Here is a 23,638-nt window from a genome sequence, read left to right on the forward strand (position 1 = left end):
CGCCCTCACTCGCCGCGCGCGCTGATCACGTCGAGCGAGTCGGCGTCGACGGCGTCCACGTCGAGCCAGTGGGGGACGTACTGTCGCTTCTCGAAGGCCTCGCGCTCGTCTGGGGTTCCGATGGTACACCAGAGCTGTACCTCCTCGGGGCCGTGGTAGTCGCCCTGTCGCTGGATGGCGAAACAGACCTGCTCCTCGCCGTCGTAGTCGATGACGGCGTCCTTTCGGATGCCGGGGTCGCCCCTGACGATGAGCTGTTGCATGGGCGTCGCTTCGGCCAGTCCGGGCTTAATCGCTTCGATGGCGGGCGACGGGGACGGGAACGGAGACGGGTTCATGCCCACGGGACGCCTACGACTCCCCATGCTCCCACCGATCGCCGACCGCTTCGTCGCGGGCGAGACGGCCGACGGCGCCGTCGAACACGTCCGGTCGCTCGCGGCCGACGGCATCGGCGGCATCGTGAACCACCTCGGCGAACACCACGAGACCCCCGAGGCGGCCGCCGCGGACGCCGACGCCTACCTCACCCTCGTCGAGCGACTGGCCGACGCCGACGTGACGCCCCACCCCGCCATCTCGATCAAGCCCTCGCAGGTCGGCCTCGGCGTCGACGAGGACTGCTTCCGCCGGAATCTGGACCGCGTCGTCGACGCCGCGGCCGACGCCGGCGTCTTCGTCTGGCTGGACATGGAGGACCACGGGACCACCGACGCCACGATCGACGCCTACGAGGCGCTCTCCCGGACCCACCCGGGCGGGGTCGGCGTCTGCCTGCAGGCCAACCTCCGGCGGACGCCCGACGACGTGGCGCGACTGGCGGACACGGACGGCGCGATCCGGCTGGTGAAGGGGGCGTACGACGAACCGGCCGACCTCGCCCACCGCGACCGGGCGGCCGTCGACGCCGCCTACCGCGACCTGCTCCGGCGACTGTTCGCCGACTGCACCGTCGGCGTCGCGGTGGCGACCCACGACGAGGCGCTGATCGAACTCGCGGCCGACCTCGGGGCGCGACACGACCGCGCGTTCGAGTTCCAGATGCTGATGGGCGTCCGCGAGGGGCGCCAGCGCGAACTCGCGGCGACGCACCGCGTGGCCCAGTACGTCCCGTACGGGTCGGCGTGGGCCGCCTACTTCTACCGCCGGGTTCGGGAGCGCCGCGAGAACCTCGCCTTCGCGGTGCGGGCGGTGCTGAGTTCGCTCCGCTCCTGACAGCGAATTTAACTTCCCGCGTCACCAAGCGCCGTGGATGACGGACGAACCGATACGCGGCGGGTACGTCGACGGCGACTGGATCGGGGCCGAGAACCGGGAGACGTTCGCGAGCGCGAACCCGGCGACGGGCGAGACGATCGCGACCGTCGCGACGGCGACGGCGACGGACGTGGCCGCGGCGGTGAGCGCAGCCGAGACCGCCCAACCGGCGTGGCGCGATCGGTCGTACGTCGACCGCGCGCGCTACCTGTGGGCGGTCCACGACCGCCTCCGCGAGCGCAAGGCCGAACTCGGCGAACTCGTCACCCGGGAGTGTGGCAAGGAGATCGACGAGGGACTGGCCGACGTCGAGGAGGCCATCCACATGGTCGAGTGGGCGGCCGGCAACGCCCGCCACCCCCACGGCGACGTGGTGCCGAGCGAACTCCCGGGCCGGGACGCGTACATGCGGCGCCGACCCCGCGGCGTCGTCGGCTCCATCACCCCCTGGAACTTCCCGATTGCCATCCCCTTCTGGCACGTCGCGGTGACGCTCGTCGAGGGGAACACGGTGGTCTGGAAGCCCGCGGAGCAGACGCCCCGGTGTGGCGAGGTCGTCGCGGAACTGTTCGCGGCGGCCGGGATCCCGGACGGCGTCTTCAACCTCGTGCAGGGCGCCGCCGAGACGGGGCGGGCCGTCGTCGAGGACGACCGGGTCGACACCGTCCTCTTCACCGGGTCGGCGGCGGTCGGCCACGACATCGACGCGACGCTCGGGGGCGTCGCCGGCCGGGACTGCAGTCTGGAGATGGGCGGGAAAAACGCCGTCGTCGTGACCGACCGCGCGGACCTCGACGTCGCGCTCAACGCGGCGGTGCTGTCGGCGTTCAAGACCACGGGCCAGCGCTGCGTCTCCGCGGAGCGCCTGATCGTCCACGAGGACGTCTACGACGAGTTCCGCGACCGCTTCGTCGACGCCGCCTCGCGGGTCGCGGTCGGCGACCCCCTCGACGAGGGGACGTTCATGGGGCCGCTGATCGACGAGTCGGCCGTCGAGAAGTTCCACGAGTACAACGCCCTCGCCCGCGAGGAGGGAGCGACGGTCCTCGTCGACCGCGCGACCCTCGACGGCGCGGAGGCGGGGTCGGGAGGGAGCCGTGGGGCGTCCGGCGACGCCGACGCGGTGCCGGCGGGCCACGAGGCCGGCCACTGGGTCGGCCCGTTCGTCTACGAACTCCCCTTCGACCCCGAGAGTCGCGTCCTGAGCGAGGAGGTGTTCGGCCCACACGTCGCCCTGATCCCCTACAGCGGCGGCATCGAGCGCGCGGTCGAGATTCACGACGCCGTCGACTACGGCCTCGCGGGCGCCGTCGTCAGCGAGGACTACCGACAGCTCAACTACTACCGGGATCACGCGACGGCGGGGCTGGCCTACGCGAACCTGCCCTGCATCGGCGCCGAGGTGCAACTCCCCTTCGGCGGCCTCGGCAAGTCGGGGAAGGGGTCGCCGTCCGCCCGCGAGGTGATCGAGGCGGTCACCGAGCGCACGGCGTGGACGGTGAACAACGACCCGGAGGTGTCGCTGGCACAGGGGCTGTCGGCCGACCTCCGGTTCGAGGAGGAGTGATACGGGTTATTGGAAGCCAGTACCGGTGGGTCGCCGGATCGTCTCGGCGGCCCACCGGTAGACAGTTACAATAAGCCGTATGAGGGCAGGGAGTTAAAATAGGACGACCCGGTACACCGGGGTATGGCGAAGTATTCCACGGGCTCCGGCGGGGGCGGTGACGACGGCGACGCCTGCGAACTCTGCGGTCGCGAGACGTCGTCGCTCGAACGCGCGAACGTCGCGGGCGCGAGCCTGCTGGTCTGCTCGGAGTGTGCGCCACACGGCGAATCGAGCGGGGGGCGCGGGTCGGAGTCGGGATCCGGATCGGGATCCGGATCACGGACCGACGCCGACGAACCCAGCCGCCGGAAGCGCGCGGCCCGGAACACCGCCCGCATCTACGACGCCTCCCGGGGCGACACGAAACGCTGGGAGGAGGAGGGCACCGACTACGAGGCCGACCGCCTGCCCTACCTCGTCTCGGGCTACGGCGAGCGCGTCGAGACGGCCCGACAGGACGCCGGCCTCACCGTCGAGGAGCTCGCCGCCGAACTCGACGCCGACGAGGACGACGTCCTCGCCCTCGAACAGGGGCGAGCGACGCGTGCCGGCGTCGGCGGGTCGCTCGTCCGCGCCGTCGAGGAACGCCTCGGGATCGAACTGGTCGACGAGTAGGAGCCGAACGGATTTATGCGCCGGGCGCCCGACCCACGTCCATGCAGACGCGCGCTCCTGCCGACCCCGACGTACGGGAGTTCGAGGCGACGGTTCGCGGCGTCGACGGCCGCGACGTGACCCTCGACCGGACGTACTTCTACGCCGAGAGCGGCGGTCAGCCCGCCGACCGCGGCACGCTCGCCGGCGTCCCCGTCGCCGACGTGCAGGCCGACGGGGACGCCGTGGTCCACACCCTCGCGGCGGACGCCGACCTCGCCCCCGGCGACGAGGTGGTCGGCGTGATCGACGACGACTTCCGCACCTACTGCACCCGCGCCCACACGGCCAGTCACCTGCTGTACGGCGCCGGCCGACGGCTCCTCGACGACCTGGGGTACGGCGGGTTCGGCATCGACGCCGAGAAGGTCCGCGTCGACTTCGCCACCTCGACCGACGTCGACGACGCGGTGCTGGTGGAACTCGAACGGCTCACCAATCGGGCGGTGTGGGACTCCCGTCCCGTCTCGTGGGAACGGGTCCCCGTCGACGAGGCCCGCGCCCGCGAGGACGTGGCGTTCAACACGAAGACCGAGGAGGGCGTGATGGCCGGAGCGGACACGGTTCGCCTCGTCGAAATCGAGGACTGGGACGTCGCGGCCTGTGGCGGCACGCACGTCGGGAACACCCGCGAGATCGGGCCGGTCGAGGTCCTGGAGCGCTCGAATCCCGGCGAGGGGCTCACCCGCGTCGAGTTCGCCGTCGGACCCGCGGCCATCGACCGCCGGGCGACGGTTCGGGGCGCCGCCCTGGACGCCGCCCGCGAACTCGGGACGGGGGTCGCCGACCTGGACGACGCGGTGCGTGCCCTGGTGGCCGAACGCGACGACGCCGAGGCGGCGGCCAGCGAGTACAAGGCCGAGGTACTCGGCGCACGCCTGTCGGCGCTCCCGACGGTCGAGCGAAACGGCGCGGTCTGGCGGGTGGGCACCGTCGCCGGCTTCGGCCCCAACGAGGTGGGCGAGGCGGCGAAAGAGCGGGTCGGCGACGGCGCCGACGTCGTCGCGGTCGTCGGCGACTCCGAGTCGCCGTACGTGGTCGTCGCGACGACGGGCGAGGTGGACGCCGGCGACGCCGTCGGCGAAGTGACCGACCGGTTCGGCGGCGGCGGTGGCGGCGGGCCGACCTTCGCACAGGGCGGCGGCCTCGACGCCGACCCCGAGGACGTCGTCGAGTCGCTGCGAGGCTAGCGACGGCCGAGCAGGAATCCGGCAGCGATCACCGCCAGGGCCGCGAGCGCGGCCGTGAACCCGGGACCGCCGGCGCCCGTTCCGGTGGGCGTCTCGGTGGCCGCGTCGGTCGCCGTCGGCGTCGGGTCGGCGGTCGGCGTCACCCCGTCGCCGGCCGCGATGGCCTCGACCGTCACCGCGTTCGACGTGACGCTCCCGCGCGACGCCCGGAGGGTGTGTTCGCCGGGGTCGTCGATCCGCACCGCGAGCTCCCCCTCCGCGTCCGTGGTGCCGACGCGCTCCCCGTCGAGCGTGACGGTCACGCCCGACGCGGGTTCGCCGTAGGCGTTCGTCACCGTCACGACGGCTCGCGTGCCGGCCACGATGCGGTCGTTGGTCAGACTCGCCGTGAGGTCGGGGGTTCGCGAGACGTCGGCCGTGAAGGTGGCGTTCTCCTCGCCGACCGTCAGGTCGCGCGTGACGGTCCGGTAGCCGTCCTTCGTGACCCGGAGGGTGGTCGGCGTGTTGACGGGCACCTCCAGGGTGACGTTCCCGTCGGCGTCGGTGCGCCCGTCACCGACCCCCTCCATCGTGACCAGCGCGTCGCCGACGGGCCGTCCCGGATCGAAGTGGGGGTCCTCGACGCTCACCGTCACCGACACCGACCCGGGCCGCAGCGCCACCCGGTTCGTGATGTCGCCATCGATGCGGATCGGCTTCCGCCGCACGTAGTATCCCGGTTTGGTGACGGTGATCGTGTAGTCGCCCGCACGCAACACGCCGGTCTCGAAGACGCCGTTCTCGCCGGTCGTCCCGGTCGAGACGTCCAGTCCGCCACGCTCGATCAGGACCGAGGCGTCGGCGATGGGGCCGTCGGGCCCGGCGACGTCGAGGCGGAGCGTGCTCTTCCGGAACACCGTCACCGACACCTCGCGCTCGGACGCCGACTCGACGACGTACGGCGAGTCGCGGAGGTACCGCGGATGGGTCACCGTGATCTCGACCCGGGCACCGTCGGGGACGTCCACGAACGCCTTGCCGTTGCCCGCGGTGGTGGCCGTCGTCGATCCGCCGGACCACGCCACGTCGAGGTCGGCGTCGCCGATCGGGTCGCCGGCCTCGTTGCTGACCGCGACGGTGAGCGTGACCGTCCCGCCGTCGGACTGGGCGCCGACGGGGGCGACGGCCGCTGGAGCGACGAGCGAGAGGATCAGAGCGACACACAGCACTACGGGGGGACGTGTCATGGGAGGGCGTACGGCGTCGTCCAGTAAATAGCTCGTGGCGCTCGTCGGGAGTCTCGGCAGTCGGCGGCGGCGCTCGCGTCACTGCGGGACGCCGCCGGCAGTTGCGAACGCCGCTCAGTCGTCGGCGTGGTCGCCGGGACGACCGCTCCCGTCACAGACGATCCGGTCGATGTCCCCGGCTCCGTCCCCGGCCCCGACCCCCTGTCCCGTGCTCTCGTCGACCGGATGGGTCGTGCCGACGGGACGGGCGGGGTTCCCGACGACCGTGGTGCCGGGATCGACGGGGTCGACGACGGCGGCGGCGCCGCCCACGGTCGCGCCGTCGCCGACCTCGATCGGCCCGAGGACGGTGGCGTTGGCGCCGAGCATCACGTCGTCGCCGACGGTCGGGTGGCGCTTGCCGTCGGTCGGGCGGCGGTTGCCGAGGGTGACGCCGTGGTAGATGAGTACGTCGTCGCCGACCTCGGCGGTGGATCCGACGACCACGCCGATGCCGTGATCGATCACGACCCGCCGGCCGACGTCCGCGGCGGGGTGGATCTCCACGCCGGTCGTCAGCCGGGCGACCTGCGAGAGCAGGCGGGCGATGACGGTGTGACCGCCCGCCCAGCACAGGTGGGCGATCCGGTAGATCCACAGCGCGTGCAGGCCGGGATAGCAGGTCAACAGGACGAGCAGGCTGCCGGCCGCGGGGTCGCGTTCGCGGAACGCCCCCAGGTCCTCGCGGACCCGCCGGCGCGCCGCGGCGAGGAGGTCCAGGCTACGCATGGCTGCCGGACCATCCCCGGTCGCCCGTGGCGACAGGCGGACGCGTTTGGGCCGGGGTGCGGGCGGACGGGTCCGTCGGCCGGGAGGAGCGGCAGGGACGGCACCTCGCGAGCGACGGCGGGCGCTCGAAGGCGATCCGGTGTCCGGAGTGACCGACGGTCGTCGGCATGGCTCCGCGTATTCGGCACGGTCGGAAAAGGGTTCTGACGAACCTCATCGGCGCCGGCCCCCGGTCCGACGCTCGCGACCGAAGGCCCCATTATCCGCGCCCGCCTACGCCGCGGCGTGAACACCCGCATCGACGACCACGACGCCGTCGTGTACGACCTCGACGGGACGCTGGTCACGCTGGCGGTGGACTGGCGAGCCGCCGCCGAGGAGGCGACGGCGGCCTTCGCCGACGCGGGCGTCGACGCCGACGCCGACCTCTGGTCGCTGCTGGAGCGGGCGCCCGAGTACGGCCTCGCCGACGAACTGGAGTCGATCCTCGCCGCCCACGAGCGTCGGGGCGCCGAGCGATCGATCCGCCTCCCGCGTGCCGACGCCCTCCCTCACGACCGGCCGGTCGGCGTCTGCTCGCTCAACGCCGAGTCGGCCTGTCGGCTGGCGCTGGAGCGACACGGCCTGCGCTCCCACGTCGGCGCCGTGGTCGGCCGGGACTCGGTGGCGACGCACAAACCCGACCCCGAGCCGTTGCTGACGACCATCGAGCGCATCGGTGCCGACCCCGGATCGACGGTGTTCGTCGGCGACTCGGAGCGCGACGCCGTGACCGCCGAGCGGGCGGGCGTGGCGTTCGAGTGGGTCGACGGGTGACACCCGTCCCGCGTCAACACTCGCGTTGCAGGAACTCGACGGACGGGTCGCGGGTGACGAGGACGATCAACCGCTGGTGGTGACAGCCGGCCGGCGTCCACGTCGTCGAGGCGGGACCCACGGGCGCTGATCGGCCCGGGATAGTCACCGCGACCTCCACCCCGTAGGTGCCGGTCCGGACGGCGTTCGTCTCCACGGCGCGGTAGTGGTCCGTCGGGAACAGCCGGGTGTCGTTCTCGTAGACGACGGTCCGCCCGGCGAGGGGGCCACCGTCCGAGCGGACGACCGTCCGGACCCGAACCTCCTCGTCGAGTTCGTTCGCCCACTCGATCGAGCCGTACCCGGACTCGGTCGCCGCGTCGCCGGCGTACGTCACGCCGCCGCCGACGAGCGCGCCGCCGACCGCCGCGAGAAGCGTCCGTCGTGTCGGCATGCGTCACGACGGGAGGCGCCCCGACCGATAAGCGTGTCCGTGTCACGTCGTGTCCCCGGCGCCGCGGACCCACGCACTTTTTATCACCCCGGCGTGTAGAGGCCGTTACCAGCGACCCGCGGGCAAGTGTGGCAGCGGCCACACGGCGGGGACCAGCGACCGACGTGCTGCAAGACGCCGGGGCCGGTGGCCCCCGAGGACGGGATTTGCATGAGCAACTTGCCACGACTGTGGCGTTTCAATGCTAACAATGGAAATCGAAATCGCAACGATCGGCGGCTACGAGGAAGTCGGGCGGCAGATGACTGCCGTCCGCGCCGGTGACGACGTCGTCGTCTTCGACATGGGTCTGAACCTGTCGCAGGTGCTGATCCACGACAACGTCGAAACCGAACAGATGCACAGTCTCGACCTGATCGACATGGGCGCCATCCCCGACGACCGGGTGATGAGCGACCTCGAAGGGGACGTCCAGGCGATCGTCCCCACGCACGGTCACCTGGACCACATCGGTGCCATCTCGAAACTCGCCCACCGCTACGACGCGCCAGTCGTCGCGACGCCGTTCACCATCGAACTGGTGAAACAGCAGGTCCAGGGCGAGGACAAGTTCAACGTCGGCAACGACCTGGTGAAGATGGACGCGGGCGAGACGATGTCCATCGGCGACTCCGGGAAGGTCGACCTCGAGTTCGTCAACGTCACCCACTCCATCATCGACGCGATCAACCCGGTCCTCCACACGCCGGAGGGGGCCGTCGTCTACGGCCTCGACAAGCGGATGGACCACACGCCGGTCATCGGCGACCCCATCGACATGGACCGCTTCCGCGAGATCGGCCGCGAGGGCGAGGGCGTCCTCTGTTACATCGAGGACTGCACCAACGCGGGTCGGAAGGGCCGCACGCCCAGCGAGTCCGTCGCGCGCAAGCACCTCCGTGACGTGATGTACTCCATCGAGGACTACGACGGGGGCATCGTCGCCACCACGTTCAGTTCCCACATCGCCCGCGTCACCAGCCTCGTCGAGTTCGCGAAGGACATCGGCCGCCAGCCCGTCCTGCTGGGTCGGTCGATGGAGAAGTACTCCGGGACTGCCGAGCGTCTGAACTTCGTCGACTTCCCCGACGACCTGGGGATGTACGGCCACCGCAAGTCCGTCGACCGGACGTTCAAGCGGATCATGAAGGAGGGCAAGGAGAACTACCTGCCCATCGTCACGGGCCATCAGGGCGAACCGCGCGCGATGCTGACGCGGATGGGTCGCGGCGAGACGCCGTACGAACTGGAGAACGGCGACAAGGTGCTGTTCTCGGCGCGCGTCATCCCGGAGCCGACCAACGAGGGCCAGCGCTACCAGTCCGAGCGCCTGCTCCGCATGCAGGGCGCGCGCATCTACGACGAGATTCACGTCTCCGGCCACCTCCGCGAGGAGGGCCACTACGAGATGCTGGACGCCCTGCAGCCCCAGCACGTCATCCCCGCCCACCAGGACCTCGAAGGGTTCGCGCCCTACGTCGACCTGTGTGAGAGCCAGGGCTACGCGCTGGGCCGCGACCTGCACGTCACGCGCAACGGGAACATGATCCAGCTGGTGGAATGACGACCGATTCGGCGGAGGAGCGGGTGCTCGCGGCGGTTCGCGAGCGCCGCGAGCGGGTCAACGCGGCCCTCGACGAGGACCTCCCACTCGAGGAGCCGGAACGGCTCTGGGAGGCCTCGCGATACCTGCTGAAGGCGGGGGGCAAGCGCCTCCGGCCGACGGTGTCGCTGCTCGCGGCCGAGGCCATCGCGGACGTCCCCCCACTCTCCGTCGACTACCGACAGTTCCCCGCCCTCGACGGCGGGGACGTGGACGTGATGGCGGGCGCACTGAGCCTCGAGATCATCCAGTCGTTCACCCTCATCCACGACGACATCATGGACGACGACGCGCTCAGGCGCGGCGTTCCCGCCGTCCACAAGGCCTACGACGTTGACACCGCCATCCTGGCGGGGGACACCCTCTACTCGACGGCCTTCGAGATCATGGCGGAGACCGGTGCGGCGCCGGAGAACGGGCTGGAGGCGATGCGGATGCTCGCGAACACGTGTACGCGCATCTGCGAGGGCCAGGCCCTCGACGTCGAGTTCGAGCGCCGAACCGAGGTGCTCCCCGAGGAGTACCTCGAGATGGTCGAGTCCAAGACGGCGGTGCTGTACGGCGACGCGGCGGCGACGCCCGCGGTCCTCCTCGACGCCGACGACGAGGTGGTCGACGCCCTCTACGACTACGGGATCCACTCCGGGTCGGCGTTCCAGATCCAGGACGACGTACTCGATCTGACGGTGCCCTCGGAGCAGTTGGGCAAGCAGCGCGGCTCCGACCTCGTCGAGAACAAGGAGACGCTCATCACCCTCCACGCCCGCCAGCAAGGCGTCGACGTGGACGGCCTGGTCGACGCGGAGGACGCCGAGTCGCTCACCGACGAGGCCGTCGAGGACGCGGTCGCGACGCTCTCGGAGGCCGGAAGCATTCAGTACGCCCGCGAGAAGGCCCGGTCGCTCGTCGACCGGAGCAAGGCGGACCTCGACGTCCTCCCCGACAACGAGGCGCGGGGGCTGCTGGCCGACCTCTCCGAGTACCTGATCTCGCGGGGGTACTGAGCCCCCGTTTCGCGTTCTAGCCGACGATCACGTAGGCGACGGCGTAGGCCAGCCAGGCGACCGTAATCGCCGAGAGGCCGGTCAGACAGGCCGCCAGCCAGTCCGGCGGTTCGACGGTCGGGCCGTCGGGAGTGCCGACCACCCGGACCCGCGGGAGCGCGCCGACGAGGCCGACGCCGAGGACGGAGAACACGAACGGGTAGGAGAGGTCGAGCGTCGGCGCGGGAACGAGGAGGACGCTCGCGGCGTAGCCGGCGCCGAGGGTCGCCCTCGGAGCGACGGCGGTTCGGGCGCGGAGCCCCGTGGCGGCGCCGACGACGAGGACGGCGGCCCATATCGTCGCGAGTTCGGCGCCGAACGCCGCGAGCAGGTGGAGCGTCGGGTCGGCCGCGAGGGCGACCCGCTCGGCCACGAGCGTCGCGTCGAGCGGATAGCCCATCGCCGGCGGGTCGCCGGTGAAGAGGTCGCCGAAGGGGTGAGAGACGAGGCCGACCAGCCCGACAGCGAACACCTTCGGCGCCGGGAGGCCGACGGCGTCGGCGACGCCCCCGAGGAGGGCCGCACCGACGACGAAGGGGACCGTGACGACGACGCCGAGCGGGCCGCTCGCCGTCCAGGCGACGGCGACGAGGAGGGCTCCGAGGGCGGCCGCGGCGAACCGGCCGCCGCGGGTGGTACCCACGAGCGCCGCGAGCAGTGCCACTGCCGGAGCGAGGACGAGCGAGTGGGTCACCGCGCGGTGGACGAGGTTGCCCGTCGACCAGAACGCCGTCGCGAGGGTCAGGGCGTCGCCGCCGGCGGCGGCCGCGACGCCCACGAGGGCGTACGCGATGTCGACGTCGGGGAGCGCGGCGAAGCCTCCGGCCAAGAGGCCGACGGTGAGGGCTCGCTCCGCGGTCCAGCCGCGCCACACGGCGACGCCGCCGACGACGGCGAACGCGAAAGCGGCGTGACCCACGAACATGCACCGAATTCTCGGGCAACGAGTATAAACTGCGCGGGCGTCGTGCGAACAGGTGACAGGGGGCGTCAGGCGGCTTCGTCCCCGACCTTGGCCCACCGCGCCTCGATGTCGGCGTTTCCGCGGACGACGATGTCGTCGTCGACCGCGAAGCGGGTCTTCCGGAGTTCGATGGATCGGACCTCCCCCTCCATGTCGCCCACGCGGACGGTGTCGCCGGTCTCGAAGTCGGGGTCGCGGAGGAGGTACACGCCGGCGACGGCGTCGGCGATCATGTCGCTCGTGGCGTAGGAGACGCCCAGAGCGAGGAAGCCGGCGGCCGTGCCGAGCGACGCCGCGATGTCGTCGAGTCCGACGACCGAGAGCGTCGAGAGGCCGACCCCGAACCAGAGGAAGACGGCGACGATGGTGGTGAGAAACTGGCGGTAGACGGGCGACTGCCCGCGCATCGTCCGCGCGAGGACGGCCTTCAGGACCGCGAGGACGAGTTTGACGAGGATCGCCGCCAGCACCAGGAAGACGATACCCGTGACGACCGTCGGGAGCGCCTCGACGAGGCGGTGGAGGAACTCGACGAGCGCGCCCCGGAGGAGGTTCGACTGGAGTGCGACGCCGGCCATACCCGATGGCCGGTCGCCGGGAACGTAAAACTGCGGCGCCGGGGCGCCCTACGCCGCCGTCCCGACGGGGTCGACGACCTCGTAGTCGTCGCTCCCGTCGTCGACGCCGATGATGGCCCACTCGTAGTCCGGATCGAGCGACGCGAGTCGATCACGGAGGTCCCCTGTGGCCTCCATCCACGTGACGAAACACCGGAGTCGATACTCCGTCCGTCCCCCGTCCGCGCGCAGTCGCCGCGGGGAGGACGCGTCGTCGGCGTCGAGTGCGGTCACGTGGACGGTGCGCCACTTCCGTTCGGCCCGGAGGTCGACCCCGTCGCCGTCGACGGAGTAGCCGAGGCGACGGAAGATCCTCCGCGCCTCTTCGACAGGTGGCATGGTAACAGGGGCCATGTACGCCCCCCTACGACCGGTCGGATGATAAGTGTTACCACGGCAAGGAGTCACTCGTGGGCGGCGTCCCAGCGGTCCGGTTTCCGGTAGTTGCCGCAGGCGTTGCACTCGATGCGTCCCATCGCGTCCATGGCGTTGTCGAAGCTGTCGCAGTTGCCACAGAGGTAGCCCCACCGGCGGTCGCGGTCCGGGGAGCAGTAGGCGACGAAGAAGGGGCCGTCGGCGCCGCGCTCGGCGTCCTCCCGGTCGACGTAGACGGTCCGGTCGTCGGGGGTCGAACGGGCGTTCACGTCAGGTCCGGAAGGACTCGCCACAGCCACACTCGGAGACGACGTTCGGGTTCTCGACGTGGAACCCCTCCGCCTGCAGGCCGGACTCGTAGTCCAGCACGGAGCCGCCGATGTAGTCGGCGCTCGCCGGGTCGACGAACACGCGGAGGTCGTGTTTCTCGACCACCAGGTCGTCCTCCTCCGGTTCGTCGTCGAATCGCATGCCGTAGGAGAGCCCCGCACAGCCCCCCTGCTGGACGAACAGGCGCAGGCCACCCACGTCGCGGTCCATCCCCTCACGGTCCATCAGGTCGAGGGCCTCCGAGGCGGCGTCGGCCGTGACCTCCACCACCGCGTCGCTCGTCCCGTCGATGCTCTCGGTACTCATGGGCGTGGATACACCGCGAAGCCTGTTAACCCTGACGGGGTGACGTAATCAGTCCTCGTTACGCCGGGCGAGGGCGGGGAGCGCGGCGTCCGCCCGGACTACCCGGACCGCGCGGCGACAGCCCGCGCCGAGGACGTAGCCGGCGACGCCGAGGGTGCCGGCACCGACGGCCGCGACGGCGAACGCGAAGGCGAGGGCCTCGGGCAGGGAGACGACGTGCTGGCCGTAGCGCGTCGAGACGACGGTGCCGTAGCGGGTCAGGCCGAGACCGAACAGGGGGCCGGCGACCAGCAGCGTCGTCGGGAGGAAGCCGGCGTTCAGCGCCGCGCTGGCCGCGGCGAGGGCGAGGAGGAGGGCGCCACCGACGAAGACGACGGCCTGCGGGTCGGTGCCGTCCCACGTCCCGGCGAGCCACCCCTCGAGGGGCGGGTAGCCCGTCGTCGCGGCGACGCCCCACGCGGTCACGGCCCCGAGCAGGGCGCCGAGGCCGACGAGCGCTACGGAGACGGCGGCCCGGCGGCCGAGCAGGAAGGTCAGGAGCGGCCCGCGGACGACCCGGGACACCGGGCCACGGAGGACGCTCTCGGCCCGACGCCGGAGCCGACGGCCCCCGCCGACGAGACGCGAGAGCAGCCACGACGTCCCGGCGGCCAGTCGGCCGAGCAGCCACGCCGCTCCCGAGAGCAGGAGCGCGAGTGACGATTTCGTTCGGTTCAGGGCGGTCGGAACGGAAGTGGAGGGACGCATCGCGTTCCGAACGTCACGGGCCTCGACTGTCAAATTTGCGGACTATTCGAACCGGCGGCGGACGCTCTCGGCGTGGCCGTCCAGGCCCTCCGCCTCGGCGAGGGTCGTGATGGTCCCCGAGAGGCCCTCGAGCGCGTCCCGGTCGAGGCGCTGGACGGTCGTCGAGCGGAGGAACGTCTCGACCGAGAGCCCGCCGAAGCGCCGGGCGCCACCCCCCGTCGGCAGGACGTGGTTGGTGCCGGAGGCGTAGTCGCCGGCGGCGACCGGAGTGTAGGGACCGAGGAAGACGCTGCCGGCGCTGTCGATCCGATCCAGCAGCGCCTCGTCGTCGTCGGCCTGGATCGACAGGTGTTCGGCGGCGTACTCCTCGGCGAAGAGGACGGCCTCGGACATCGAGCGCGCGAGGAAGACGCCGCTGGCGTCGTTGTCGAGTGCCGCCTCGACCGTCTCGCGGCGAGCGACGTCCGGAAGCCGACGCTCCACCTCGTCGACCACCGCCTCGGCGAGGTCCGGATCGGCAGTCACCGCGACGACCGAGGCGTGGTCGTCGTGTTCGGCCTGTGCCAGCAGGTCCGCGGCCACGAAGGTCGGATCGGCGGTCCCGTCGGCGAGGACGAGCACCTCGCTCGGCCCCGCGAGGAAGTCGATGTCGACGTCGCCCCGGACCTCGGCTTTCGCCGCCGTGACCCAGCGGTTTCCGGGGCCGACCACCTTCCCGACCGGCGTGACCGTCTCGGTGCCGTAGGCCATGGCGGCGACGGCCTGGGCGCCGCCGACGCTGTAGACGGCGTCGGCGCCCGCCTCGTGGACGGCCGCGAGGGTGGCCGGGTTCAGTTCCTCGGCCGGCGGCGTCGTCACGACGACGTGGTCGACGCCGGCGACCGTCGCGGGGACGATGCCCATGAGCGCGCTCGACGGGTAGGCGGCCGTGCCGCCGGGGACGTAGACGCCGACCCGGTCGAGCGGCCGGAACCGGCGGCCGAGTTCGCGCCCGTCGAAGTCCTCGCGCCAGTCGGCCGGCAGCTGCCGCTCGTGGAACTCGCGAACGTTCTCGGCGGCGGCGCGGATGGCCGACAGCAGGTCGTCGTCGACGCTCTCGTGGGCGCGCTCGGCGGCGTCGGTCACGTCGAGGTTGCCGACCTCGACGCCGTCGAACTCCCGGCAGAACTCCCGGATCGCCACGTCGCCCTCGTCGCGGACGCGGTCCACGATGTCGCGGACGTCCTCGCGAACGGCTTCGATCCCCGCGTCGCGCTCGAACAGCGCCGCCCGTTCGGCGGGGCCGAGCCCCTCGATTTCGCGTACCTCCATGGACGCACGTTGCGCGGGCGAGCGAAAAGGGATTCCGATATGGGCGGGTGGAACCAGTCCGAAGCGCGTCGTCACTCCGGCCGGTTGTGGGAGTGACCGACGACGAAGGCGACGGCGTTCAGGCCGAGTAGCCCGGCGAACGAGAGACGATTGCCGGCCACCATCCCCGTCGCCAGCAGCGGGAGGTACGTCAGCGGGAGCAGGGTCGCCAGCCAGAAGGCGACGAACTGGACCGGGAGCGCGGCGTACGCGACGGCCGTGCGGAGGGCGTTCCCGAGGGTGGGCAGCGGTTCGGTGCCGGTGGCGTCGAGGGGGGTGCGTTCGGACAGGGACATGGTGACTGGCTCCACCCGATGCATGGATCCCCACCCCCATATAGGGGGCAAATCGTTGGGCTGTCTTCGTCTCGTTTCGCTCGGTTAACGCCGGCCGCCGAGCGATTCGTGTCGTTTTATCGCGTCGTCAGGGATTTTTAGAGAGTTTATCGAGTCCGTAGATCCCGTGACACCGGAACTCGGGTCCGTGACCGCTTCACGGCCGCCGAGACGCCGGCCCGTAACCGAAACCGACCACATCCGCCCGCGATCGTGACATATATCAGTTTCTCGATAACTGTTTAGGTGTCGAGAGGGAAGCCGGAGGCGAGAGATGTCGCTGGCCAGTTGGCACGAGTCGCGGTTCGACGTCGCCTGGAGGGAGGTGACGGGCGCCGTCGGCGACACCGTCACCGTCCTTCCCATCGTGGTGGCCGTGGCGGCGCTCACCGACCTCGGCCTCGGTCGGCTGCTGCTCGGGTTCGGGCTCTTTCAGGTGGTCTGGGGGCTGTACTACGGCCACCCGATGTCCGTCGAGCCGATGAAGGCGCTGGCGGCGCTGGTCATCGCCGGCGGCCTCTCGGGCGGCGAGTACGTCGCCGCGGGCCTGCTCGCCGGCGGCGTCCTGCTCCTGATCGGCACGACCGGGACGCTGGGTCGGCTGGCCCCCTACGTCGGCGAACCCGTGGTTCGGGGGATTCAGGTCGGCGTCGCGTTGATCCTGCTCCGGACCGGCGTGACGACGGGACTCGGCGACCCCCGACTCGCCGCGCTCTCCGTCGTCGTCGCGCTCGGTGCCGTCGTCCTCGGCTACCGCGACGCCGCCGCGCTGGTCGTCCTCGGCGTGGGCGCGGCCGTCGCCGTGACCGCCGGCGGATCGATCACCCCGCGACTCCCCTCGCTCGCACTCCTCGATATCGGGGCGCTCGCGTTCTCGCGGGACGCCGTCGGTGCGACGCTCGGCCAACTCGCCATGACCGTCGGCAACGCCGCCGTCGCCACCTCGCTGCTGGTCGAGGAGTACTTCGACGCCGAGGCGTCGCCCGACGAGCTCTCGACGAGCATGGGTCTCATGAACCTGCTCGCGCTCCCCTTCGGCGCGATGCCCATGTGTCACGGGAGCGGCGGGGTCGCCGGGAAGTACGCCTTCGGCGCCCGCACCGCCACCTCGAACCTCGTTCTCGGCGGCGTCTACCTCCTGCTCGCCGTCGTCGCCGTCGACGCCGTGGCCGCCTTCCCCATGGCCGTCCTCGGGGTGGTGCTCGTCCTTGTCGCGCTGGAACTCGGCCGTGCCGGAATCGACACGGAGGACCCACTCCTGGCGGGTGGCATCGGCGTCGTCGCGCTGCTGACGAACGTCGGCGTCGCCTTCGGCGTCGGCCTCGTCGGCTACCACGCGCTCGCGCGCTGGCGCGCCTAGAAGCCCGCCGCCGCCCCGTCCTTCCGGGGTTCGGTCGCCCCCGAAATGACGCCGTCGGCCAGCCGGGTGATCTGTCCGCCGCCGAACTCCGAGGCCGACTTCACGACCACGTCGTGACCCCGGCGTGAGAGCTTCGGCAGCAGGCCCTCGGGGAACCGGTCCTCGACGGCGAGGGAGCCGTCGGCCAGGTAGCGCCAGCGCGGCGCGTCCAGCGCCGCCTGCAGGGGCATGCCGTAATCGAGGACGTTCGCGAGCACCTGCAGGTGCCCCTGGGGTTGCATGTAGCCGCCCATGACGCCGAAGGCCGCCCAGTCGTCGCGGTCGAAGCGGACGAGCCCCGGAATCAGGGTGTGGAACGGCCGCTTTCCGGGTTCGATCCGGTTCGGGTGGGCGGGGTCGAGCGAGAACGAACTCCCGCGGTTCTGGAGCGTGATCCCCGTCCCCGGCACGACGACGCCGCTCCCGAAGTGACCGAAGACGGAGTTGATGAAGGAGACGACGTTGCCCGCCCCGTCGGCGACGGTCAGGAGGACGGTGTCGCCGTCGCCGGGGGCGGCCGGCCCGCCGACGGAGACCGAGCGGGCGCGTTCGCCGACCGTCGCCGCGCGCTCGGCGGCGTGGGCCTTCGACCCCAAGTCGGGGACGTCCTCGTACTCGGGGTCGGTGATGTAGTGGTGGCCGTCGTGGAAGGCCCGCTTCAGCGCCTCGACGAAGTAGTGGACGCGCTCGGCGGCGTCGTAGTCGTAGGCGCCGGCGTCGAGTTCCTCCGCGACGTTCAGCGCCTCCAGGGCGACCAGCCCCTGGTTGTTCGGCGGGAGTTCGTACACCTCGGCGCCGCGGTACGTCGTCGAGACGGGGTCGACGTACTCGGGGTCGAACTCCGCGAGGTCGGCGGCCGTCAGCAGGCCGCCGCGTTCCCGCACCGCCGCCCCGATGCGGTCGGCGATGGCGCCCTCGTAGAAGGCGTCGGCGCCCTCCGTCGCCACCGTCGAGAGCGTCGAACCCAGGTCCGGGAGGGTCATCACCTCGCCGGTTTCCGGCGACCGGCCGTCGATCAGGTACTCCTCGCGGGCGTCCGCCTCGGTGAACAGCGCCTCGGCCGCCGTCCACATGTCGGCGATCACCTCGCTGACCGGGAATCCCTCGGTCGCGTAGTCGATGGCCGGCTGCAGGGCGGCCGCGAGCGAGCGGGTCCCGTGGTCCGCGAGCAGCGTCTCCCACCCGCGCACGGTCCCGGGGACCGTGACGGCGAGTGGGCCGGCGTTCGGCATCGACGCCTCGTCGGGGTCGCCGCCCGAGCGCTCCGCGACCCGTTCGCGGACGGCGTCGACCGTCGCGTCGGCAGGGGCGCCGCCACACGCCCGGAACGCACCCACGTCGCCGTCGGCGGTGCGGTAGAGCGCGAACGCATCGCCGCCGATGCCCGTGCTCATCGGCTCGACGACGTTCAGCGCCGCCGCCGTCGTCACCGCGGCGTCGAAGGCGTTGCCGCCGTCGCGGAGGGCCGCCACGCCGGCCTGCGCGGCGAGCGGCTGGCTCGTCGCCACCATCCCCCCCTGTGCGTAGGCTGTCGACCGGCGCGAGTCGAACCGGTCGAGGTCCGGCCTCGAATCCATGCGCCGACCGACACCCCGTGCGCACAAAGTCGTTTGGTGTCCACGGGCCGCTGGTCGTGAACGGGTCATCCACGCCGAGACGCCACGGGGGCGTTGGCAACGGCTACATACCCGTTGCGAGCGGTGGGTACGCCCCACGAACGCTACGGACGCCTATTATAAACCCCCTTGAGAGGATGCCGGCAAGAATCGGGCGACGATGTACGGATCATCGCGTTCGCGCGGCGTGTCGCGGCGGGCCGCGCTCGGACTCGCGGGGAGTTGTGTCGTTGGGATGGCCGGCTGTCTCGGCAGCGCTGGAAGTGGCGGCGACGGTCCGGCCGACACCGTCGTCCAGTACAACGCGGTCAATGGCTGGGCGAACTATCAGACGATTCGGAACACGTTCACCGAGCAGACGGGGATCGACTTCCCCGAGGACACGAAAAACAGCGGGCAGACGCTCAACGCCCTCACAAACGAGCAGGACAACCCACAGGCCGACGCCGCCTACATGGGGATCACGGACGCCATCAAGGCGGACAGCCGGGGACTGTGTGCTCCCTACGAGGTCACGGGCTTCGACGAGATTCCGGATCAGCTGAAACACCCGGACGGTAACTGGTTCTCGAACCACTACGCCACGGTCGGCTGGGCGGTCAACACCGGCGCCGTCGACGAGCCACCGGAGACGTGGGAGGACCTCCTCGACGAGCGATTCGAGAACGGCATCGGCCTGTACAATCCGGACTCGGCGTTCAACGGCTTCATCAACTTCGTCAACGCGAACCTCGCCATGGGCGGGTCGCTCGACGACTTCGATCCCGGCATCCAGTTCTTCAGCGATCTCCAGAGCCGTGGCAACATCGCGACGATGCCGAAACAGGGCGTCGTGACGAGTTTCTTCAAGGGTGAAATTCCGGTCCTGCTGGCCTACGACTTCAACGCCTACATGGCGAAATACCAAAGCGACCTCTCCCCCGACGAGGTGAAGGTCGTCGTGCCGTCGGACCTCTCGGTACAGGTCCCCTACACGCTGAATCTGGTGGCCGACGCCCCGCGCCCCGAGGCCGGCAAGCGGTGTCTCGACTTCCAGTTGAGCGACCAAGGGCAGAAGATATTCGCGCGGGCGTTCGTCAATCCCATCCGGCCGAGCGTCGAACTGCCGAGCGAGGTGCAAGAGCGGAAGCTCCCCCAGAGCGCCTACGAGGCGTCCGAGCCCATCGACTACACGAAACTGGAGTCGAACCAGCAGCGGGCGCGGTCCCGGTTCGTCGGCGAGATACTGTAATGTCGGATCACGCCGACGACCACCCGGCGTTCGCGTGGCGACGCCCCGACGTGTCGTGGCGCCGGCGGCTCGACGATCTGCTCCCCTGGCTGCTCAGCGGCCCGCTCGTGGCGCTGTACGCCCTCTTTCTCGGCCTGCCGCTGCTCAGATTGGTCCGGCTGAGCCTCGACGACGAGGCGTGGATCGGCGCGAACTACGCCGCCGTGTTCCTCGACCCCACCTACCGGACGGCGCTCGTCACCAGCCTCGCCATCGCGGCTCTCGTCACCGCCGTCGCCGTCGTCCTCGGTCTGTTCATGGCGTATTTCATCGCCCGGCGGGACCTGCCGGGCGAGCGGGTCATCGTGGCCGTCATCTCGTTTCCCATCAGCCTCCCCGGCATCCTCGTCGCGTGGGCGGTCATCGTTCTCGTTGGCCGGACGGGCGTGCTGACGCGGGCGGCCGCGGCCGTGACAGGCGGCGACCCGTCGGGGTACAGCGTCGCGTTCGGCCTCGTCGGACTTCTCATCGGCTACGTCTACTTCACGCTCCCCCGGACGACGATGTCGCTCGTCGGCGCTATCGAGAAGGTGGACCCGACCGTCGAGGAGGCGGCGCGGTCACTCGGCGCGTCGCCCCGACAGACGTTCCGCCACGTCACCCTTCCGGCCATCCTTCCGGGCATCGCCTCCGCCGTCGTCCTGGCGTTCAGCGTCTCGATGGCCGCCTTCGGGACGGCGCTCCTCCTCGCCAGCGGCACCGTCGACATCCTCCCGCTGAAGATATACAGCGTCATCCTCGGGACGTACGACTACGGCGCCGGATCCGCGATGGCCATCGTCCTCACGGCCATCACGGTGGGGGTCATCTACGGCTACGCGCGGCTGTTCGGAGGGGCGGTGTATGAGTGAGCGATCCCGTCGCGGGCAGTCGGTCGACGTGGGGTTGGCGGCGTTTTACGTCGTCTGTATCGCCGTCCTCGCGTTCATCCTGTTGCCCCTCCTGACCATCCTGTTTCACTCGGTCGGCGGGTCGCTCTCCGGGCGATCACTCGGGTCGCTGACGCTCGCTCACTACGCCGGCGCCCTGGCCACCAACCTCGACCCGCTGCTGTTGAGCCTGCAGGTCGCACTCCTCACCACCGTCGTCGCGACCCTCGTCGGCGTACCAGCGGGGTACACGCTGGTCCGCTACGACTTCGCGTTCGTCGACCTGCTGCGGGAACTAACCGTCCTCCCGATGGCGATTCCGGGGATCGTCGTCGGCATCGGCATCGTCCGGGTGTGGGGAGTGCCCCGGTTCGGGGTCGACCTCGCCGGATCGACGGCGCTGATCGCGTGTGCGCACGTCCTGTTTACCGTCCCCTTCATCGTCCAAACGACCATGTCGACGCTCGAATCCATCGACTACCGACGGCTAGAAGAGAGCGCCCGCGCCCTCGGAGCGGGCTGGGTCGAGACGTTCCTGTACGTCGTCGTTCCGAACATCTATCGCGGCGTCGTGGCAGGCGCGATAATGGTGTTCGCGCTGTCGATGGGCGAGTTCAACATCACGTTCTTCATCTACGCGACGGGGAACGCGACGCTCCCCATCGCCCTGTTCGGCGGGTTCAGAACCGCGAGCGTGGGACAGGCGAGCGCGCTCGCCTCGCTGTTCGTGGGCATCGTCGTCCTGTCGCTCGTCGTGTTCCAGATGGTGTCCGACCAGCGGATCCACGAGACGGGAGGGAACGCGTGACCCGCGTCACCGTCGAGAGCGTCACGAAGGCGTTCGGGTCGGACGTCGCCGTCGACGACGTGTCGCTGACGGTTCGCGACGGGGAGATACTCGGGCTCGTCGGCCCGTCGGGCTGTGGGAAGACGACGACGCTTCGGACCATCGCGGGGTTCGAGGCGCCGACGCAGGGACGGGTATGCTTCGGCGACACGGACGTCACGGCCGTCCCGCCGGACGAGCGCAACGTCGGTCTGCTGTTCCAGTCGAACGCGCTGTTCGACAACATGAGCGTCGTCGAGAACGTCGCGTTCGGCCTCCGGATGCAGGGCGTCCCGGAACCCGACAGGCACGAGCGCGCCCGGACGCTGCTCGACATGCTCGACATCGCCGACCTAGCCGACAGGGATCCCCGCCGGCTCTCGGGCGGCCAGCAACAGCGGGTGGAACTCGCTCGGGCGCTCGCTCCCGAGCCCCGAGTCCTCCTGCTTGACGAGCCAATGACTGGTCTGGACGCGAAGCTCAAGCGCCAGCTCCGACCCGAACTCGGCGCGCTCCTCGATGATCTCGGCGTCACGACGCTGTACGTCACTCATGACCAGCGGGAGGCGATGGCTACGTGTGACCGCATCGCCGTGATGAACGACGGCCGGATCGAGCAGGTGGGTGCACCCGAGACGATCTACGAGCGGCCGGCCAACGAGTTCGTCGCCAGTTTCATCGGGACGACGAACCTGCTCGACGCCGCGGCCGAGGGTGAGGCCCTCGACCTCGGCTTCGCCACGCTGGACCGCCTGCCCGAGGGGACGACCGACCCGACCGTGGTGGCGCGGCCCGAGGCGTTCACGGTCGGCACGGGCGACATCGAGGCGACGGTGTCGGACGTGTTCTACTTCGGCGAGCGCCGGGAGGCCATCGTCGAAACAGACGACGGGACGACCCTGACGGTCCGCCCGGACGACACGAGCCTGGCCGCCGACGAGCGCGTCCACCTCGCCGTCGATACCGACCGCCTCCACGTCATCGACTCGTGACGGGCGCACGACGCCGGCTGACGGTCCGGGCGGGTGGGACCCCGCGGACGCTCGCCACGCTCCGGCGGCCGCGGGCGTCGCCCCCAGTCACGATCGGCGTCATTGCCGACCCGCACGTGGCGACGCGGGCGACCGGCACCTGGAAGGCGTACCACCGCACCACGGCGTTCCTTCGGCGGGCCGTGCGGACGCTGAACGAGGCTGACGTCGACGCCGTCCTCGTCGCCGGCGACCTCACGAAGGACGGCGAGCGGCGGAACTTCGAGGCGTTCGACGCCGCCGTCGCCGGCCTCGACGCCCCGACAGTGGTCATCCCCGGCAACCACGACGTCCCGAAGGCAGACGACGGCGGCGACAGCCTGCCGATTCGAGCGTTCGAGCGACGGTACGCGCCCGGCGGCTACCCGCTCGTCGCCCGCATCGGCCCGGTCACGCTCGTCTGCCTGAACAGCGCGGCGCTCCCGGACGGATCGCTCCGGGAGACGACCGGCGGCGCGGTGTCGCGGGCACAGCGCGCCCGTCTCCCGGCCGTCCTCGACTCGGCGGAGACGCCCGTCGTCGCCCTCCATCACACCCTCGGGCCGCTGGACGCCCACGACGGCCACGATCGGTGGTCGACGTTCCCGGTCCGCGGATGGGCGTCGCTCCGCCGGACGCTCGCGATCCACGACGTCCCGCTGGCGCTGACTGCCCACCACCACGTCCCCGCGGCGACGACACGGACGGGCGTCAGGGAGGTCGTCGCGCCGCCCGCGTGTTCGGTGCCACACGCCGTCACAACGGTCGCCATCGGACCGCGGGGGACGTGGATCCGCACCCACCCGCTGGCGACGGGCGCGGAGGTGGCCGAGAGCTATCGGACGGCGATGATCGACGGCGGCCTCGGGGCACGAATCGTGCGCCTCGCCACCGACGCCGTGCGTCGATTCCCGCTCGTCGAGGACTGACGGGACGGGACGGGACTACAGAAGGGTCGTCGCGGTGCCCCGCCGCTCGGGATGGAT

At 71.0% G+C, this 23,638-nt stretch carries 26 protein-coding genes; 13 read left to right on the forward strand and 13 right to left on the reverse strand.

The window, feature by feature from the left end; all coding sequences use genetic code 11:
• Positions 1–5: 5 nt before the first annotated feature.
• Entirely contained in the window at positions 6–263 is a 258-nt protein-coding gene (locus tag NBT67_RS06835; RefSeq protein WP_251344095.1) for an HAH_0734 family protein, read from the reverse strand.
• 100 nt (positions 264–363) lie between these two features.
• On the opposite strand from NBT67_RS06835, the gene NBT67_RS06840 reads away from it, so the two are divergent.
• The 4 genes from NBT67_RS06840 (at position 364) to NBT67_RS06855 (ending at position 4,710) form a co-directional block, all read left to right on the forward strand.
• Positions 364–1,215, forward strand: a complete 852-nt coding sequence (locus tag NBT67_RS06840) for a proline dehydrogenase family protein (RefSeq protein WP_251344096.1) — start codon at positions 364–366, stop codon at positions 1,213–1,215.
• A gap of 37 nt (positions 1,216–1,252) precedes the next feature.
• On the forward strand, positions 1,253–2,824 hold the full coding sequence (locus NBT67_RS06845) for an aldehyde dehydrogenase family protein (protein ID WP_251344097.1): 1,572 nt from the start codon (positions 1,253–1,255) through the stop codon (positions 2,822–2,824).
• A gap of 123 nt (positions 2,825–2,947) precedes the next feature.
• Positions 2,948–3,481 carry a helix-turn-helix domain-containing protein gene (locus NBT67_RS06850; RefSeq protein ID WP_251344098.1) on the forward strand — a complete coding sequence of 178 codons (534 nt, stop codon included), beginning with the start codon at positions 2,948–2,950 and terminating at the stop codon, positions 3,479–3,481.
• Positions 3,482–3,522: 41 nt separating this feature from the next.
• Positions 3,523–4,710, forward strand: a complete 1,188-nt coding sequence (locus NBT67_RS06855) for an alanyl-tRNA editing protein (RefSeq protein WP_251344099.1) — start codon at positions 3,523–3,525, stop codon at positions 4,708–4,710.
• Here the strand turns inward: NBT67_RS06855 and NBT67_RS06860 are convergent.
• Positions 4,707–5,936 (reverse strand): carboxypeptidase regulatory-like domain-containing protein, encoded by a 1,230-nt coding sequence (locus NBT67_RS06860; RefSeq protein ID WP_251344100.1) that lies wholly within the window; start codon positions 5,934–5,936, stop codon positions 4,707–4,709. The two genes, NBT67_RS06855 and NBT67_RS06860, sit on opposite strands and share 4 nt — an antisense overlap.
• 114 nt (positions 5,937–6,050) lie before the next feature.
• Positions 6,051–6,704: a serine O-acetyltransferase gene (gene cysE / locus NBT67_RS06865; RefSeq protein ID WP_251344101.1), complete on the reverse strand. Its 654-nt coding sequence runs from the start codon at positions 6,702–6,704 to the stop codon at positions 6,051–6,053.
• A 285-nt stretch (positions 6,705–6,989) separates the two neighbouring features.
• On the opposite strand from cysE, the gene NBT67_RS06870 reads away from it, so the two are divergent.
• Positions 6,990–7,520, forward strand: a complete 531-nt coding sequence (locus tag NBT67_RS06870; protein WP_251344102.1) for an HAD family hydrolase — start codon at positions 6,990–6,992, stop codon at positions 7,518–7,520.
• Between the two features lie 13 nt (positions 7,521–7,533).
• Here the strand turns inward: NBT67_RS06870 and NBT67_RS06875 are convergent, their stop codons facing one another.
• Positions 7,534–7,953, reverse strand: coding sequence for a hypothetical protein (locus tag NBT67_RS06875; RefSeq protein WP_251344103.1), 420 nt, complete (start codon positions 7,951–7,953; stop codon positions 7,534–7,536).
• 250 nt (positions 7,954–8,203) lie between these two features.
• Here NBT67_RS06875 and NBT67_RS06880 point away from each other — a divergent pair, with 250 nt between their 5' ends.
• Together NBT67_RS06880 and idsA3 are read left to right on the forward strand one after the other, a co-directional pair.
• Positions 8,204–9,556, forward strand: a complete 1,353-nt coding sequence (locus NBT67_RS06880; RefSeq protein ID WP_251344104.1) for a ribonuclease J — start codon at positions 8,204–8,206, stop codon at positions 9,554–9,556.
• Positions 9,553–10,599: a geranylfarnesyl diphosphate synthase gene (idsA3, locus tag NBT67_RS06885; protein ID WP_251344105.1), complete on the forward strand. Its 1,047-nt coding sequence runs from the start codon at positions 9,553–9,555 to the stop codon at positions 10,597–10,599. Before NBT67_RS06880 ends, idsA3 begins: the two co-directional genes overlap by 4 nt.
• A gap of 16 nt (positions 10,600–10,615) precedes the next feature.
• Here the strand turns inward: idsA3 and NBT67_RS06890 are convergent, their stop codons facing one another.
• The 8 genes from NBT67_RS06890 to NBT67_RS06925 form a co-directional block, all read right to left on the reverse strand.
• The gene (locus NBT67_RS06890) at positions 10,616–11,563 is read right to left on the reverse strand and encodes a metal-dependent hydrolase (protein WP_251344106.1); all 948 of its coding nucleotides are present in this window, start codon (positions 11,561–11,563) and stop codon (positions 10,616–10,618) included.
• 65 nt (positions 11,564–11,628) lie between these two features.
• Complete coding sequence (locus NBT67_RS06895) at positions 11,629–12,180, reverse strand: mechanosensitive ion channel domain-containing protein (protein WP_251344107.1); 552 nt, start codon at positions 12,178–12,180, stop codon at positions 11,629–11,631.
• Between the two features lie 48 nt (positions 12,181–12,228).
• Positions 12,229–12,558 carry a DUF7116 family protein gene (locus tag NBT67_RS06900; RefSeq protein ID WP_251344108.1) on the reverse strand — a complete coding sequence of 110 codons (330 nt, stop codon included), beginning with the start codon at positions 12,556–12,558 and terminating at the stop codon, positions 12,229–12,231.
• Between the two features lie 65 nt (positions 12,559–12,623).
• A complete protein-coding gene (locus tag NBT67_RS06905; protein WP_251344109.1) occupies positions 12,624–12,863 on the reverse strand; it encodes a DUF5816 domain-containing protein in 240 nt (79 codons plus the stop codon).
• A 1-nt stretch (position 12,864) separates the two neighbouring features.
• Positions 12,865–13,230, reverse strand: coding sequence for a HesB/IscA family protein (locus NBT67_RS06910; RefSeq protein WP_251344110.1), 366 nt, complete (start codon positions 13,228–13,230; stop codon positions 12,865–12,867).
• 48 nt (positions 13,231–13,278) lie between these two features.
• A complete protein-coding gene (locus NBT67_RS06915) occupies positions 13,279–13,977 on the reverse strand; it encodes a DUF8071 domain-containing protein (RefSeq protein WP_251344111.1) in 699 nt (232 codons plus the stop codon).
• A gap of 42 nt (positions 13,978–14,019) precedes the next feature.
• Positions 14,020–15,288 (reverse strand): histidinol dehydrogenase, encoded by a 1,269-nt coding sequence (gene hisD / locus NBT67_RS06920; RefSeq protein ID WP_251344112.1) that lies wholly within the window; start codon positions 15,286–15,288, stop codon positions 14,020–14,022.
• A 71-nt stretch (positions 15,289–15,359) separates the two neighbouring features.
• Positions 15,360–15,647 (reverse strand): DUF8028 family protein, encoded by a 288-nt coding sequence (locus NBT67_RS06925; protein WP_251344113.1) that lies wholly within the window; start codon positions 15,645–15,647, stop codon positions 15,360–15,362.
• A 289-nt stretch (positions 15,648–15,936) separates the two neighbouring features.
• On the opposite strand from NBT67_RS06925, the gene NBT67_RS06930 reads away from it, so the two are divergent.
• Positions 15,937–17,022 carry a putative sulfate/molybdate transporter gene (locus tag NBT67_RS06930; RefSeq protein ID WP_251344114.1) on the forward strand — a complete coding sequence of 362 codons (1,086 nt, stop codon included), beginning with the start codon at positions 15,937–15,939 and terminating at the stop codon, positions 17,020–17,022.
• Here the strand turns inward: NBT67_RS06930 and ggt are convergent.
• On the reverse strand, positions 17,019–18,638 hold the full coding sequence (ggt, locus tag NBT67_RS06935) for a gamma-glutamyltransferase (protein WP_251344115.1): 1,620 nt from the start codon (positions 18,636–18,638) through the stop codon (positions 17,019–17,021). The genes NBT67_RS06930 and ggt overlap by 4 nt on opposite strands.
• Positions 18,639–18,837: 199 nt before the next feature.
• Between ggt and NBT67_RS06940 the strand changes: the two genes are divergently transcribed.
• Genes NBT67_RS06940 through NBT67_RS06960 form a run of 5 tightly spaced genes read left to right on the forward strand, consistent with a single transcriptional unit; the run spans position 18,838 to position 23,581 of the window.
• A complete protein-coding gene (locus NBT67_RS06940; protein ID WP_251344116.1) occupies positions 18,838–19,908 on the forward strand; it encodes an ABC transporter substrate-binding protein in 1,071 nt (356 codons plus the stop codon).
• Positions 19,908–20,798, forward strand: coding sequence for an ABC transporter permease (locus tag NBT67_RS06945; protein WP_251344117.1), 891 nt, complete (start codon positions 19,908–19,910; stop codon positions 20,796–20,798). Before NBT67_RS06940 ends, NBT67_RS06945 begins: the two co-directional genes overlap by 1 nt.
• Positions 20,791–21,624 carry an ABC transporter permease gene (locus tag NBT67_RS06950; RefSeq protein ID WP_251344118.1) on the forward strand — a complete coding sequence of 278 codons (834 nt, stop codon included), beginning with the start codon at positions 20,791–20,793 and terminating at the stop codon, positions 21,622–21,624. The genes NBT67_RS06945 and NBT67_RS06950 overlap by 8 nt, the downstream gene beginning before the upstream one ends.
• Entirely contained in the window at positions 21,621–22,634 is a 1,014-nt protein-coding gene (locus tag NBT67_RS06955; protein WP_251344119.1) for an ABC transporter ATP-binding protein, read from the forward strand. Before NBT67_RS06950 ends, NBT67_RS06955 begins: the two co-directional genes overlap by 4 nt.
• A complete protein-coding gene (locus NBT67_RS06960; RefSeq protein ID WP_251344120.1) occupies positions 22,631–23,581 on the forward strand; it encodes a metallophosphoesterase family protein in 951 nt (316 codons plus the stop codon). Before NBT67_RS06955 ends, NBT67_RS06960 begins: the two co-directional genes overlap by 4 nt.
• Positions 23,582–23,638 lie beyond the last annotated feature (57 nt).

The sequence above is a fragment of the Haloplanus sp. GDY1 genome, from assembly GCF_023703775.1.
GTDB classification, from domain to species: Archaea; Halobacteriota; Halobacteria; order Halobacteriales; family Haloferacaceae; genus Haloplanus; species Haloplanus halophilus.

What these genes read in the sequence shown, in the direction of transcription:
- ggt (WP_251344115.1), bottom strand. Translation starts at nt 18,638, where the DNA reads ATGGATTCGAGGCCGGACCTCGACCGGTTCGACTCGCGCCGGTCGACA.
- NBT67_RS06855 (WP_251344099.1), top strand. Translation starts at nt 3,523, where the DNA reads ATGCAGACGCGCGCTCCTGCCGACCCCGACGTACGGGAGTTCGAGGCG.
- NBT67_RS06895 (WP_251344107.1), bottom strand. Translation starts at nt 12,180, where the DNA reads ATGGCCGGCGTCGCACTCCAGTCGAACCTCCTCCGGGGCGCGCTCGTC.
- NBT67_RS06835 (WP_251344095.1), bottom strand. Translation starts at nt 263, where the DNA reads ATGCAACAGCTCATCGTCAGGGGCGACCCCGGCATCCGAAAGGACGCC.
- hisD (WP_251344112.1), bottom strand. Translation starts at nt 15,288, where the DNA reads ATGGAGGTACGCGAAATCGAGGGGCTCGGCCCCGCCGAACGGGCGGCG.
- NBT67_RS06890 (WP_251344106.1), bottom strand. Translation starts at nt 11,563, where the DNA reads ATGTTCGTGGGTCACGCCGCTTTCGCGTTCGCCGTCGTCGGCGGCGTC.
- NBT67_RS06915 (WP_251344111.1), bottom strand. Translation starts at nt 13,977, where the DNA reads ATGCGTCCCTCCACTTCCGTTCCGACCGCCCTGAACCGAACGAAATCG.
- NBT67_RS06850 (WP_251344098.1), top strand. Translation starts at nt 2,948, where the DNA reads ATGGCGAAGTATTCCACGGGCTCCGGCGGGGGCGGTGACGACGGCGAC.
- NBT67_RS06875 (WP_251344103.1), bottom strand. Translation starts at nt 7,953, where the DNA reads ATGCCGACACGACGGACGCTTCTCGCGGCGGTCGGCGGCGCGCTCGTC.
- NBT67_RS06925 (WP_251344113.1), bottom strand. Translation starts at nt 15,647, where the DNA reads ATGCATCGGGTGGAGCCAGTCACCATGTCCCTGTCCGAACGCACCCCC.
- NBT67_RS06845 (WP_251344097.1), top strand. Translation starts at nt 1,253, where the DNA reads ATGACGGACGAACCGATACGCGGCGGGTACGTCGACGGCGACTGGATC.
- NBT67_RS06940 (WP_251344116.1), top strand. Translation starts at nt 18,838, where the DNA reads ATGTACGGATCATCGCGTTCGCGCGGCGTGTCGCGGCGGGCCGCGCTC.
- NBT67_RS06860 (WP_251344100.1), bottom strand. Translation starts at nt 5,936, where the DNA reads ATGACACGTCCCCCCGTAGTGCTGTGTGTCGCTCTGATCCTCTCGCTC.
- NBT67_RS06950 (WP_251344118.1), top strand. Translation starts at nt 20,791, where the DNA reads ATGAGTGAGCGATCCCGTCGCGGGCAGTCGGTCGACGTGGGGTTGGCG.
- NBT67_RS06945 (WP_251344117.1), top strand. Translation starts at nt 19,908, where the DNA reads ATGTCGGATCACGCCGACGACCACCCGGCGTTCGCGTGGCGACGCCCC.
- cysE (WP_251344101.1), bottom strand. Translation starts at nt 6,704, where the DNA reads ATGCGTAGCCTGGACCTCCTCGCCGCGGCGCGCCGGCGGGTCCGCGAG.
- NBT67_RS06910 (WP_251344110.1), bottom strand. Translation starts at nt 13,230, where the DNA reads ATGAGTACCGAGAGCATCGACGGGACGAGCGACGCGGTGGTGGAGGTC.
- NBT67_RS06900 (WP_251344108.1), bottom strand. Translation starts at nt 12,558, where the DNA reads ATGCCACCTGTCGAAGAGGCGCGGAGGATCTTCCGTCGCCTCGGCTAC.
- NBT67_RS06880 (WP_251344104.1), top strand. Translation starts at nt 8,204, where the DNA reads ATGGAAATCGAAATCGCAACGATCGGCGGCTACGAGGAAGTCGGGCGG.
- NBT67_RS06840 (WP_251344096.1), top strand. Translation starts at nt 364, where the DNA reads ATGCTCCCACCGATCGCCGACCGCTTCGTCGCGGGCGAGACGGCCGAC.
- NBT67_RS06930 (WP_251344114.1), top strand. Translation starts at nt 15,937, where the DNA reads ATGTCGCTGGCCAGTTGGCACGAGTCGCGGTTCGACGTCGCCTGGAGG.
- idsA3 (WP_251344105.1), top strand. Translation starts at nt 9,553, where the DNA reads ATGACGACCGATTCGGCGGAGGAGCGGGTGCTCGCGGCGGTTCGCGAG.